The sequence below is a fragment of the Streptomyces sp. NPDC005070 genome, from assembly GCF_053600395.1.
In genome coordinates this window covers 13,948-27,052 of sequence record NZ_JBSFZS010000107.1, presented here as the reverse complement: position 1 = coordinate 27,052, position 13,105 = coordinate 13,948, and the positions used below count along the sequence as shown (strand labels likewise).

Sequence of the window (13,105 nt, the reverse complement as noted above, 5' to 3'; positions counted from 1 at the left end):
CGACCTTTCGGGGGGGGAATCCGCGGGTGGGGGGTGGGGGGGGGGGGGGGGGCGGTGGCGACGGGCATCGATGTACCGGCACGGCCCCGACGGTGCGTTGCCGGCTGCGGGTGCGTCGTGGTGCCGCCTGCCCCCTGCCGCCGGATCACCGGCTGCGGGTGCGATGTTCAGCCCCGGCGGGGAAAGTTTCAGCGCCTCCGGCGATCGAGGAGCGGGGGCTCGGGCGGAGCCCCAGGTGTGGGTCGGGCAGGGGCGGAGGGGGCGAAAGGAGTCGTCGCCCTTACGCTCCGTTTCCGGCGGCTCCGCCGGCACCCCGTCAGCACCCGTCACGGGAGTACGTTTTCGGCCGCGTCGGCGGATCGTGCCGCCGGGCACGGATCGTTCGGTGGGCCGACCGTGCGGGTCCGACCTGCGTACTCCTGTGCGAATGCGCCGGAAGGGGCGCGGCGGTGGGCACGGCGGGATCGGAGCGCCGCACATCAATTCCTGTCCGCATCATTGACGCACCCGAAGCGCCTCCGTACCTTGTGCCAGCAAGCGCTTACTTGAAACGATTCATGCAGGCGGTGTCGACGGTGCGGGGAGGCCTGGCAGTGGGGAACAACGGGAGTGTCGAGAGGCGGACGGTGCTCAAGGCGGCCGGAGCCTCGGTGGTCGCGCTGGGGCTGGCCGCGACGACCGGCTGCGGCGGGAGCGAAAGCGGCGCCGGGGACGGGACGGTGACGATCCGTTACGCCTGGTGGGGTGCGGATGAGCGGGCGAAGCGGATCAACCGGTCCATCGCGCTCTTCGAGAAGGAGTATCCGAAGATCAAGGTGCAGACGGACTTCCAGGATTATGCGGCCTTCTGGGAGAAGTTCCAGACGCAGGCCGCCGGCGGAAATCCGCCGGACATATTCCAGAACGCCGTCGGATTTCTGCGGAAGTACGACAAGCGAGGGATCCTGCTCGACCTCAAGTCCCAGATAGACGCCGGAAATCTCAGTCTGAAAGGCTTCCGCTCCGGAGTCGAGAAGGTCGGGCAGGTCGACGGAAAGCAGCTCGGAATTCCCGTCGGATCCAACACCATGTCACTTGTCATAGACGAGAAGGTGTTCGAGAAGGCGGGCATCACGCCGAAGCAGGGCTGGACCTGGGACGAGTACTTCGCCGCGCTCAAGAGGATTCACGACACGCAGAAGGTGGCGGGCGACACCGGCTACTTCGGCATCATGTACCTGTACGACCTCTACCTCCGGCAGAACGGCAAGGCGTTCTTCACCGAGGACGGACTCGGTTTCGGCGAGGCCGATCTGACGGAGTGGTGGACCGACGGCTACAACCGTGTGAAGGCCGGCATCATCACCGATCCCCAGCGGGTCGAACAGGACAAGCCCAAGTCCTCCCTCTCGGCGGGCCACGCGGCCTCCGAGTTCACATGGGACAACTTCACCGTCCGTTATACGGCCGAGGGCGACAGCAGTTACGGTCTGGCGCCGATCCCGACGACCGACGGCAAACAGACCGGCCAGTACCTCGCCTCGCTGATGCTCAGCGCTTCCGCACATACGAAACACCCCAAGGAAGTCGCCCAGTTCATCGATTTCATGGTCCACGACCCCGAGGTCGGCAAGATCATGGGTTACGACCGCGGGATCCTCGCCACCACCGAGCAGTTCGACGCGTTCCAGCCCTCCGACGCCCCCAGCAAGGCCATCGCACAGTACGAACAGGACGTCGCCGCGGCCGGGGTGCTCGGGGCGATCACTCCGCATCCGGCGGGCGCCGACACCGTCGAGGCCGCCTTCCTGCGCATCGGTGGCGACATGTCGCAGGGCACCACCAAGGTCCCCGACGCGGTGAAGCAGTTCTTCTCCGAGGCGAAGACCGCCCTCGCCGTCTGATGGGAACCGCCGTGACGCTCGTCAAGGACTCCCCGCCCGATGCGGCACAGCCACGGCTCGCTGCCCCCGGCTCCGCCGAGCGGCGGCGGCGTGGGGAGAATCTCGCCGGCTATCTCTTCATGTCGCCCTGGATCGCCGGCTTCCTGCTGCTGACCGCGGGCCCGATGGCCGCCTCCCTCTACTTCTCCTTCACCGACTACAACCTCTTCGACGCGCCGCGGTGGATCGGCTTCGACAACTTCACCACCATGTTCGACGACCCCCGGTGGCAGAAGTCCGTCGAGGTGACGGCCAAGTACGTCGTCATCGGTACGCCGCTCAAACTGCTGCTGGCGCTCGGGGTGGCCCTGCTCCTCGCCCGGAGCCGCCGAGGCCAGGCCTTCTACCGGGCCGCGTTCTACGCCCCGTCGCTGATCGGCGCGAGCGTCTCGGTCGGCTTCGTCTGGCGCGCGCTGTTCTCCGACGACGCCGTCGTGGACCGTACGCAGTCCCTCCTCGGCCTCCCCGCGGGAGGCTGGGTCGGCGATCCGGACCGGGTGCTCTACAGCCTGGTGGCGCTCACCGTCTGGCAGTTCGGCGCCCCGATGGTCATCTTCCTGGCCGGGCTCAAGCAGGTGCCGAAGGAACTGTACGAGGCGGCGGAGGTGGACGGCGCGGGACCGCTGCGCAGGTTCTGGAGCATCACGCTGCCCATGATTTCCCCGGTGCTGTTCTTCAACGTGCTCCTGGAGACGATCCACTCGTTCCAGATCTTCGGTTCGGCGTACGTGGTGTCCAACACCACCTGCGGACCGGCCGACGCCACGCTCGTCTACACCTGCTACCTCTACCAGAAGGGCTTCAGGGAGTCCCAGATGGGCTTCGCCTCCGCCATGGCCTGGATGCTGCTCCTCGCCGTCGCGCTGGTGACGGCCGTCCTCTTCTGGTCGCAGAAGCGCTGGGTGCACTACGAGGAGGACACCCGATGAGCGGCGTCACCGGCCGGGCGACCGGCTCCGGCACGAGGGAGACCCCGGGACACGCGCGGACGCCGGGGCGCGGACGCGCCGGCTCGCTCGTCTGGCACATCGGAGCCCTGCTGATCCTCGGGGTGGTCCTCTACCCCGTGCTCTGGGTCGTCGGCGCCTCCTTCAAGCCGAGCCGCGAGATCATCGGCAGCCTGGAACTCTTCCCGGCCGGCCCGATCCTGGCCAACTTCGAGGGGCTGGCGGACGGGATCGCCGACATCTCGATCGCCACCTTCTTCCAGAACTCCCTCTTCTACGCGCTCGGTTCCGTGGCCGGCATCCTGATCTCCTGCTCGCTGACCGCGTACGCCTTCGCCAGGATCCGCTTCGCCGGGCGGAAGGTGCTGTTCTCGCTGATGATCGGCACGCTCCTGCTCCCATATCACGTGCTGCTCATCCCGCAGTACGTGATGTTCCAGAAGGCGGGGCTGGTCAACACCTATGTGCCGCTGCTGCTCGGCAAGTACCTGGCCACCGAGGCCTTCTTCGTCTTCCTCATGGTGCAGTTCATGCGGAACCTGCCGCGCGAACTGGACGAGGCGGCACGGCTCGACGGCTGCGGGCATCCGCGGATCTACTGGTCGATCGTGCTGCCGCTGTGCCGCCCGGCCCTCATCACCAGCGCCATCTTCACCTTCATCAACGCCTGGAACGACTTCATGGGCCCGCTGATCTACCTCAACGAGCCCGGCAAGTACACGGTCTCGCTCGGCATGATGATGTTCCGCGACCAGGAGGGGGTCGCGAACTACGGCGGCATGATCGCGATGTCGCTGGTGGCGCTGCTGCCCGTGCTCCTCTTCTTCCTCGCCTTCCAGCGGTATCTGATCGACGGCATGGCGACCTCGGGACTGAAGGGCTGAGCATGACCGTCACCCAGCCGAGGGCCCGCGCCGGGGCGAAGGCCCGCCGGACGCCCCGCGAGTCCGTCCTCGCCGAGCGGTTCGCCCTCTTCGCGGAGTGTCTGCTCACCGGTGTGTGGATCGCGGTGGCCTCGCTGCCGCTCGTGACCGTTCCCGCCGCGTTCGCGGCCGGCGCGCGGCATCTGCGCCGGCGCACGGCCCATGAGGGCGGCGGACGGCGGGAGTTCGTGGCCGACTTCCGGTCGGCCGTACGCGGCGGCTGGCTCGTCGGCGTCGCCGGCTGGGCCGGGGCGGCCGCCGTCCGGGTGGACGTCCAGGCCGTACGCGCCGGAATCCCCGGAGGTCCGCTCGTCGGGGCCGTCGGGCTCCTCGCGCTGATCGGGGGAGCCGTCGCGGGGCTGCGCGCGGCCGCGGTCTGGGAGCCGGGAGCCGCCTGGCGCGGGCTGCTCGCGGACGCCGGACGCCGTACCGTCCTCGATCCCGCCGGGTCCTTCCTGCTCGTCGGTGGACTGGCCGTGGTCGTCTGCTCCGCCCTTCTCGTCGCGCCGCTGGCGGTGCCCGTCCTGGGAGCCGTGGCCGCGGCGGCCGTCGCCGTCGAGGAGCGGCGCCGTCGGCGCCGCTGACCGCGCACTCCCGCGGGCCGGAGCACGAAGCGCCCGGCCCCGCGCTGTCGTGCCCTCATGACTGTCATGCCCCTGACCATCCCGTAAGGAAAGGAAAGGCCATGTCGCCCCTTCCCCGCAGGTCCCTCCTCAAGGCGGCCGCCGTCGCCGGAGCCGCCACGCAGGCCGGCTGGGTTCTCGGAACCCCGAACGCACAGGCCGTTTCGGAACCGGAGGCCGCCGACGCGGACCCCGTCGGTCTCGACTGGCTGGAGGACGGCGGCCTCGGCGCCGCCCCCGGCTCCACCGTCGGCGTGCCCTGGCCCAGAGGCGCGTACCGGCCGGACCGGACGTTCGCGCTCACGGACGCCGACGGCACGGCCGTTCCCGTGCAGTCCTGGCCCCTCGCCTACTGGCCGGACGGCTCCCTCAAGTGGACCGCCCACGCGATGAGTTCGGACACGGGCCGGCTCACGCTGACCGCGGGGGAGGCCGTCGCGCCGGAGCGCCAGGTCACCGTCACCACGAGCGGCGGGGTCGTCTCCGTCTCGACCGGGGTCATCACCGCGAAGATCGGCAGAAGCGGCTCCGCACTGGTCAGATCCGTGACACGGGGAACGACCGAGATCGCCAGGACCGGCCGCCTCGTCCTCATCCGCCGGCCGGAGATCGAGGACGAGGACCAGGGCGCCGTGAAGTCCGAGCGCTTCGAGAGCGCGATCTCCGCGACCGAGGTCGAACAGGACGGCCCGGTCCGGGCCGTCGTCCGTATCGACGGCAAGCACCGCAAGGGCGACCGGAGTTGGCTGCCCTTCTCGGTCCGCCTGTACTTCTACGCGGGCGCCGACTCCTTCCGCATGGTGCACACGATCACCTTCGACGGGAAGCAGGAACCCGGGAAGAGCAGCGGCGACTTCGTGGGCGGGCTCGGCGTCCGCTTCACCGTGCCGATGCGGGACGCCGCCTACGACCGGCACATCCGCGTCGGCGGCGACGGCACGGGCCTGCTGCGCGAGGCCGTCCAGGGTGTCACCGGACTGCGTCGCGACCCCGGAGCGGCCGTCCAGGCGGCCCAGTTCGCCGGCGAGAAGCTCGCCGACCCGTCCACCTGGGACCAGCGGGTCACCACCCGGCTCCCGTACATCCCCCAGTGGGGCGACTACACCCTCTCCCAGCTCTCCGCCGACGGCTTCACCCTGCGCAAGCGCACCGGGAAGGGCCACGGCTGGATCGCCGCGGGCGGCGGCCGGCGCGCCTCGGGCTTCGGCTACCTCGGCGGACCGAGCGGCGGATTCTCTTTCGGGCTGCGGGACTTCTGGGAGAAGTACCCCGCCCAGCTCGACATCCGCGACGCCCACACCGACGAGGCCGAGGTCACCCTTTGGCTCTGGTCGCCCGAGGCACAGCCCATGGACCTGCGCTTCTACCACGACGGCATGGGCCAGGACACGTACGCGGAACAGCTCGAAGGCCTCAACATCACCTACGAGGACTACGAGCCGGGCTTCGGCACCCCGTACGGCATCGCCCGCACCTCCGAACTGCTCTTCTGGGCGAACGAGTCGACCCCCACACCCGAGAGGCTCGCCGAACAGATCGAAGCCGTCCGCGTGCTCCCGCAACTCGCCGCTCCGCCACGGCAGTTGATCAAGGCAAAGGTCTTCGGTCCGGGTCTCTACTCCGAACCCGACCGTTCGACACCGGCCAAGGCGAGGATCGAGGACCACCTCGACTTCCTCTTCACCTATTACAAGGACCAGGTGGAGATGCGCCGTTGGTACGGCTTCTGGGACTACGGCGACATCATGCACTCGTACGACCCGGTCAGACACCAATGGCGCTACGACGTCGGCGGCTACGCCTGGGACAACTCCGAACTGTCACCGGACCTGTGGCTGTGGTTCGCCTACCTGCGCAGCGGCCGCGCGGACATCTTCCGTTTCGCCGAGACGATGACCCGGCACACCGGTGAGGTCGACGTCTACCACCTCGGCCGGTGGGCGGGACTCGGCACCCGGCACGGGGTGCAGCACTACGCCGACAGCGCCAAGCAGCAGCGCATCGCCAACACCACCTACCGGCGCTACTACTACTTCCTCACCGCCGACGAACGCGTCGGCGACCTCATGCGCGCCAACGTCGACTCCGACGAGACCTTCCTCGCCCTGGACCCGCTGCGCAAGATCCGCACCGAGCCGTACACGCCGGACCGGCACGCGCTGTCGATCGGCTTCGGCACGGACTGGAGCGGGCTCGTCTCGGCGTGGCTGACCGAGTGGGAGCGCAAGGGACCGCAGTGGGAGAAGGCCAGGGCACGGGTGCTGTCGACGATGGAGACCATCGCCGCGCAGCCCAACGGATTCGTCCAGGGCTCCGGACTGTACGACCTCGACACCGGCCGGTTCGCCGTCGCCGGCGCGCCGGTGGTCGGCGTCTCGCATCTGTCCGCCGTCTTCGGCCTGAACGAGCTGTGCGCCGAACTCATCGATCTCGTCGACATGCCCGCCTTCAAGGAGGCGTACCTCGACTACTGCCGCTACTTCAACGCCACCAAGACCGAGCAGGCGGCCCGCTACGGCACCAACTTCGGCACCCTGCTGCTCTTCCAGGGCCATTCGCGCCTCGACGCCTACGCCGCCGTCCAGACGGGTGACGACCGGCTCGCCACCCGCGCCTGGGCGAAGTTCTACAGCTCCGACGGCTACACCGAGTCCTCGCCCTGGAAGACGGAGAGACTGAGCGGCCCGGTCACGCTGGTGCCGGGCAGCGAGGCCGACTGGGTCTACACGAACGACACGGCGCTCTACGGCCTCGCCGCCATCGAGAACCTGGCACTCCTCGGGGACCGGATGCCCTCGTGACCGGTCCCCGGGCGACCAACTTCTAGTCCATCCTCCCCAGCACCTCCCGCACCCGTCGTGCGTCGCGGATCCGCTGCTCGTACGTGGCGCCGAGCGCGAGCAGCAGCAGACCGGCGAGTGCGGGAGGCGTCCAGCGGGGGAGCGCGTCCACCACCTGCACGATGTACGGGGCGAGTTCGTGCAGGGCGTCCAGGACGAGCACCGCGCCGCCCACCACCAGCGGAGCCTGGAGCCGGTGCCGGGCACCCAGCAGGGTGACGGCGAGCGCCGCAGTGCCCAGCAGCAGCGGACGCGGCCAGTGGCCGTCGCCCCACGCCGCGAACAGGCTCGGCACGAGCGTCACGGACAGACCCGGCGCGTACGCCGTCCACGACGACACCGAGCGGTCCGAGCGGCGCCTGAACGCGCCCAGGAGCAGTGCCGGAACCGTCACCGGCAAGGTGTACGCCTCAGGGGAGCCGACGCCCCAGGACGCGAGCCGCACCCAGGAGGCCAGCACGAACAGCGCGGCGGCCGCGTGTCCGACGGAGCGCCGGTCCTTCCGTACGGCCGTGCCCGCGGCGATCAGCCCGCACAGGGCCAGGACCGTGGCCAGCAGGGCCGGTTCGGGCACCGCGAGCGCGACGGCGAGCAGACCGGCGAGGGCTCCGGTGATCTCGATCGACACGGTCGTCGGCGCGTCCTCGGTGCGTGCGGCGAGCAGCGCGGCGACCACGGGCACGACCAGCACGAGCAGCGCCGTGTGCTGGGGCTGGAGGCCGAGGGAGGCGCCGGCCGCACAGGCGAGGGCCGACGCGTACCCGAGTGCCGCGGGCGCCGCCACCGGGCCGAGGCCGGGCCGCGGGGCCGTCGCCGCGAACAGGGCGGTCAGCGCGGCGAGCACCGTCAGGGTCGCGCTCTCGGAGGCCAGCGCGAGGAAGGCGAGACTGAGGGAGGTGAGCAGGGCCAGCACGAGTGCCGTCGGCCGGGCGCCGGTCCGGCGCGCGTACCCGAGCAGGGCCGCCGTGGTGAGCCCGTGGACGGACAGCGCGGCAGCGTAGGGGAGTTCGAGGGTCGCAGGGAGGACGAACACCGTCGCCCACGCCAGGGTCAGCGCACCGGCTACGGCGTACGGACGCCAGGCGGCGGCGCGGACGGCCACCACCAGGACCGCGGCGACGAGCGCGAGCACGAGCGGTGCCGTGACCGCCTCGGCCGGCCAGGGCAGGCCGTTCGTCACCGCGTCCCGCGCGTCCGCCGGAGCGCCGGACCAGACGGAGCCCGCCCGCCCGGCCGGTCCCAGCAGCGTGATCACGACCACGGGCAGGGCCCAGGCCACGGCGAGCGCCCCCACGCAGCCGGAAGCCAGAGCGATCCCGCGGCGCACCGGCGCGGGAAGGCCCGCTCCGGCGACGGCGAGGAGGGCGATCGCGCACACCAGATGACCGGGGACCGTCCACGCGTCCGGCAGGGACGTGCGCAGCAGCCCGCCGAACGCGACGACACCGGTCAGCCCCCCGGCCGTCGCGATGCCCGTCGCGGTCTTGGTGCCGAGGCCCGGCTTCGGGGCGCCCCACGCCGCCGTCAGCGCGACCGAGGCGGCGAGGAGGAGGAGCGCCGCCGCACGGGCGGCGGCGCTCGGACCGGCGGATGTCCAGGACAGCCAGCCGGCCGCGAAGGTGCCCCAGCCGCCCAGGCCGTACGCCCCGACGGCGGCCACGGCACGGACGGAGCGCCCGGGCACACGCAGGGCGAGCGCCGTGTCGAGCGCCGCCGTGACCAGCAGCGCGGCCGTGACGGGGTACACACCCGAGGAGGCGGCCACCGCCCACAGCAGCAGCGGCAACTGCGCGGCGACCACGGCGGCGGGCAGCGGCAGTCGCAGCGACGGACGCGTACCGGGGCCGGCCGTTTGGAGCAGGGTGCCGAGCGCGAGGCCGTACGCGGCCCACACCGCGGCCAGCGCCGCCGAGGCGAGCGCCGCGTAACCGACGCCGTCCGTGCGGGGGAGCGCCACCGCGTACAGGGCGTACGCGTCCAGGACCGTCAGGACGAGCCCGGTGCCCGCGAGCGCCTCGGCCGTCGAGCGCAGTCCTCGCCGCAGCAGGGGCACGGGAGCGCCGAGCGCGGCCAGCGTCACGGCGCCGAGCACCAGGGACCGGCCCGTGATCCCCAGGTGGCCCCAGCCGACCAGGGTGAACGCGATGGCGGCGACGGCCAGCAGGATGCTGCCGAGGAGGAGCAGCGCGTTCTGCACCCCGGGCGCGGTGGTCTCGGGCCGTCGGGCCCCGGGCGCCGGGGACGCGGCCCGTACGGGCGCCGCTTGGAGCGCGTGGACCAGCCAGGCGCGACGGGTCAGCAACACGGCGCGGCGCGCGTCGAGTTGCCGCAACTCGGTGTCCAGGAGCCGCAACTCGTCGGCCGGGGACGGGATCTGGGTCATGGTTCGGAGTGTGGTCCGGGTCACGCCCGCGGACATGAGCGCGCGTACTCACGCCGTACTCAGATCCGCGGACATCCCCAGGAGGTACTTCCGGTACCTCCGAGGCGTCGGCACACTCGGTCCATGGACTGGACCCACTACCGCTTCCACACCGTGTGGGAGCTGCCCGCGCCGCCGGCGGACGTCTACGCCGTCCTGGAACACGCCGAGACCTACCCGCGCTGGTGGCCCCAGGTGCGCGAGGTGACCCCCGTCGACGAACACAGCGGCGTCATCCGGATCCGCTCGGTCCTGCCGTACGGCATCACCATCACCGCACGCGCGGCGCGCCGGGACCCGGCGGCCGGCGTCCTGGAGATCAGGATGTCGGGTGATCTCGACGGCTGGGCACGCTGGACCTTCGACGCGGCCGGACCGGGAACCCGTGCCCGGTACGACCAGGAAGTGCACGTCACCACGCCCCTGCTGCGGCGGCTCGCCGTCCCGGGACGCCCGTTCTTCCGGGCCAACCACGCCCTGATGATGCGCGCGGGGGAGCGCGGACTGAGGGCTCACCTCACAACGGTTTGAACCGCACCCGCCGGGACCTGTATGGTTCAGTCCGTTCCCGGGCGATTAGCTCAGTGGGAGAGCGCTTCGTTCACACCGAAGAGGTCACTGGTTCGAACCCAGTATCGCCCACCCGGAGAAGACCGGTCCGTCATCGACGGACCGGTTTTTCGTTGTGCCGACAGCATCGCGCCCGGTCGCCCGGACAACGCCCGGTCGGCCCGCGCCCGGTCAGGCCGCCGCCTGCAGATCCGGGCGCAGCGGCCACGCCGGATCCACCGCCTCCGGTGAACCGCTGCGCGCGAACCAGGCCTGCAGCCCGCGCGCCTGCGCCGCGTGCCACACCGCCTGGAGCGTATGCAGCTCGGACGGCGACAGCCGCTCGAGACGGGCCGCGAAACGGCGCCCCACCGCACGGACGACCTCCATCGAGGCCAGCGCGTCGGCCGCCGCGTCGTGCGCGCCCTCCAGCGGCACCTCGTAGTGCGCGCACAGATCCGTCAAGGTACGGCGGCCCTTGCGATAGCGGTCCAGATGCTTGTCGAGGACGCGCGGATCGAGCACGCGCAGCGACGCCGCCTCGAACCAGTGGTCGAGGGACGAGGCCCGATGCCTGCGCAACTCCCGGTCCAGCAGCGTCAGATCGAACGGGGCGTTCATCACCACCAGCGGCCGCCCCGCCGTGGCCTGTTCACTCAGCTCCCGGGCTATCTCCTCCATCACGGGCGACGGCCAGCGGCCGTTGCGCTGCAGATGTTCGTCCGTGAGCCCGTGCACCGCCGTCGCCCCCGCGGGCACCGGCACTCCAGGGTTCACCAGCCATCGGGTCACCCGCGGACGGGCTCCCGGGGCGTCCTGGACGACGACGGCGGCCGACACGATCCTGTCGGTCTCGACGTCCACGCCCGTGGTCTCCGTGTCGAACGCGGCCAAAGGGCCCTCGTACCAGCACGTCATACGTACACAACTCCTCGTTCACCCACGGCAGCTGACGCACCGTCTTCTGCCCGTTTGGTGATACCCGGCCCGTTTGCGCCGTACGCCGGAAGGAGACAACAGAGGTACGGGTCTTTGCAGTTCAGCGACCCGTCGCGGGGATACATCAAGGCTGGAAGGCTGTTGGACTCATGGCACTCGCGCAGCCCGAACGGGGCGGGCTGCTGCCCCAGCGGACGGCACCCCATCGCGGATCGCTCGCCACCACCGCCTGCATGGAGACCTTGCAGGTGGGCTACCTGCACGCCGTCGCGGCGGCCGCGGGCTGTTCACTGTCCCAGCCGTTTCCCGACAACGGCATCGACTGGCACGTCAGCCACAGCGCCCCCGGGCACACGGTCGACGACGAAGTCACCATCAAGGTGCAGCTCAAGTGCACCTACCAGATCCCGCCCAACCCCCCGGGGCCCGCCTTCTCCTTCACGCTCGACAACGAGCACCTGGCGAAGCTCGCGCGCACCCCGGTCTCGGTGCACAAGATCCTGGTCGTGATGCTCGTGCCCAGATCCCAGGACGACTGGCTGCGCGCCAGCCACGACCGGCTCGACCTGCGGCACTGCTGCTACTGGATCAACCTCGCCGGACACGCCATCACGGGCCGGCGCCGGACCACCGTCCGGATCCCGACGGCCCGGATCTTCGACGACCGGGCCCTGTGCGAGATCATGACGCGGGTCGGGACGGGAGGCAGACCATGACACACCGCCCCATCGACGAGGCGCTCCGGCCGGTCAGGCCCCACCCCGCCGAAGCCTTCTGGAACGATCCGCCGGCCCCCGACCAGGTGGACCCGGCCGTGCTCGGCGCGCTGCTGCGGCGGCACGGCTGGCAGCGCCGCGGGGGAGCCCCCGGGCGGTACGGCAGGTGGACCCCACCCGGGCCCGGGGGCGGCGGCACCAGCCTGCTGGTGCCGGAGAACCGGGCCTTCCCCGACAGCGACGACCTCCTCGGCGAGGCCCTCGTCGCGCTCTCCCGCAGCGGCTCCCCGGCCGCGCGGGACGTACTCGTCGCCCTCGCCGTGCCCAGCGACGAGGTCCACTGGTGGCGGGACGTGCCGACCGGTCCCGTGGGCGCGGCGCCCTGGACGGTCGAGGAACAGACCCGCGGGGCCGCCCGCCAGATGCTTCTCGCCGGGGCGCTCGCCGCACACGCGCGTGCCGGCTATTACGGCGCCCGGCACCGCAGGGCGGCCACCGCCTCCCTGGAGAACGTGCTGGTCGGCGCGGAACCGGGCGGGCGAGGCCTCACCGCTTTCGTTCCCGTCACCTCCGGCCGGCCGCTCGCGGTACGGCTGCACGAGGCGCTGTGCGCGGCCCGCGAGGCCATCGACTACCAGCGGGCCACCGGCGGCATGGACGCCTTCGACGCCGCCGTCGAGGCGGGCGTCAGCCATGAGCTGATGGAAGCCCTGGTGGCCCTGGTCCGGGGCACCGAGGGCGCCCGCGTCACCGTCGAGTGGTCACCCGCCGCGGGCGTCCCCGAGGGCGGCGCGCAACCCGCCGAGCCCGTCGAGTTCTCGCCCGGTGACCTGCCCGTCCTGCGCGAGGCCGGGGCCCGCTATCTGCGCGAGGAGCCGTCCGTGCCGGTGCGGCTCACCGGTGCCGTGGTCCGGATGCGCAGGTCGGGTCCGCGCGGGGCCGGCACGATACGGCTGCGGGTCATCGCGGGCGCCGAGGTCCCGCATGTGCGGATGACCCTCGACGAGGAGGCGTACCGGATAGCGGGCCAGGCCCATCTGGTGGGACTGCCCGTGCGGGTGCACGGCCGCTTGGAGAGCCGCGGCGGCTTCCGCAGGCTCACGGACGCCACCGGTGTCGTACCCGTCCAGGTGGACGAGGCCGAACGGGACCGGCTGATGAAGTCGCTCCAGGAGAATCTGGATTTCTTCGAGGAGGCCTGCAGCGAGGACTGAGGGCACGCGT

10 protein-coding genes and 1 tRNA gene are annotated in these 13,105 nt (G+C 71.4%); 9 read left to right on the top strand and 2 right to left on the bottom strand.

What is annotated here, in order from left to right:
* Positions 1 to 593 precede the first annotated feature (593 nt).
* The 5 genes from ACWEBX_RS28935 to ACWEBX_RS28915 all read left to right on the top strand — a co-directional run bounded on the left by ACWEBX_RS28935 (position 594) and on the right by ACWEBX_RS28915 (position 7,216).
* Positions 594 to 1,883, top strand: a complete 1,290-nt coding sequence (locus ACWEBX_RS28935) for an ABC transporter substrate-binding protein (RefSeq protein ID WP_451887735.1) — start codon at positions 594 to 596, stop codon at positions 1,881 to 1,883.
* Between the two features lie 11 nt (positions 1,884 to 1,894).
* Entirely contained in the window at positions 1,895 to 2,851 is a 957-nt protein-coding gene (locus ACWEBX_RS28930) for a carbohydrate ABC transporter permease (RefSeq protein WP_451887734.1), read from the top strand.
* Entirely contained in the window at positions 2,848 to 3,753 is a 906-nt protein-coding gene (locus ACWEBX_RS28925) for a carbohydrate ABC transporter permease (RefSeq protein WP_451887733.1), read from the top strand. Before ACWEBX_RS28930 ends, ACWEBX_RS28925 begins: the two co-directional genes overlap by 4 nt.
* Before the next feature lie 2 nt (positions 3,754 to 3,755).
* Positions 3,756 to 4,376: a hypothetical protein gene (locus tag ACWEBX_RS28920; RefSeq protein WP_451887732.1), complete on the top strand. Its 621-nt coding sequence runs from the start codon at positions 3,756 to 3,758 to the stop codon at positions 4,374 to 4,376.
* Between the two features lie 101 nt (positions 4,377 to 4,477).
* A complete protein-coding gene (locus tag ACWEBX_RS28915) occupies positions 4,478 to 7,216 on the top strand; it encodes an exo-rhamnogalacturonan lyase family protein (RefSeq protein WP_451887731.1) in 2,739 nt (912 codons plus the stop codon).
* 22 nt (positions 7,217 to 7,238) lie between these two features.
* Here ACWEBX_RS28915 and ACWEBX_RS28910 read toward each other — a convergent pair whose 3' ends face one another.
* Positions 7,239 to 9,674 (bottom strand): SCO7613 C-terminal domain-containing membrane protein, encoded by a 2,436-nt coding sequence (locus ACWEBX_RS28910; protein WP_451887730.1) that lies wholly within the window; start codon positions 9,672 to 9,674, stop codon positions 7,239 to 7,241.
* An 87-nt stretch (positions 9,675 to 9,761) separates the two neighbouring features.
* Here ACWEBX_RS28910 and ACWEBX_RS28905 point away from each other — a divergent pair, with 87 nt between their 5' ends.
* Together ACWEBX_RS28905 and ACWEBX_RS28900 are read left to right on the top strand one after the other, a co-directional pair.
* Entirely contained in the window at positions 9,762 to 10,208 is a 447-nt protein-coding gene (locus tag ACWEBX_RS28905; protein ID WP_451887729.1) for an SRPBCC family protein, read from the top strand.
* Positions 10,209 to 10,247: 39 nt separating this feature from the next.
* Positions 10,248 to 10,319, top strand: a tRNA-Val gene (locus tag ACWEBX_RS28900).
* Positions 10,320 to 10,418: 99 nt separating this feature from the next.
* On the opposite strand, the gene ACWEBX_RS28895 is transcribed toward ACWEBX_RS28900, so the two are convergent.
* On the bottom strand, positions 10,419 to 11,144 hold the full coding sequence (locus ACWEBX_RS28895) for an exonuclease domain-containing protein (RefSeq protein WP_451887728.1): 726 nt from the start codon (positions 11,142 to 11,144) through the stop codon (positions 10,419 to 10,421).
* A gap of 170 nt (positions 11,145 to 11,314) precedes the next feature.
* On the opposite strand from ACWEBX_RS28895, the gene ACWEBX_RS28890 reads away from it, so the two are divergent.
* Positions 11,315 to 11,881 (top strand): DUF4365 domain-containing protein, encoded by a 567-nt coding sequence (locus ACWEBX_RS28890; RefSeq protein ID WP_037621207.1) that lies wholly within the window; start codon positions 11,315 to 11,317, stop codon positions 11,879 to 11,881.
* Positions 11,878 to 13,095 (top strand): hypothetical protein, encoded by a 1,218-nt coding sequence (locus tag ACWEBX_RS28885; protein ID WP_451887727.1) that lies wholly within the window; start codon positions 11,878 to 11,880, stop codon positions 13,093 to 13,095. The genes ACWEBX_RS28890 and ACWEBX_RS28885 overlap by 4 nt, the downstream gene beginning before the upstream one ends.
* Positions 13,096 to 13,105 lie beyond the last annotated feature (10 nt).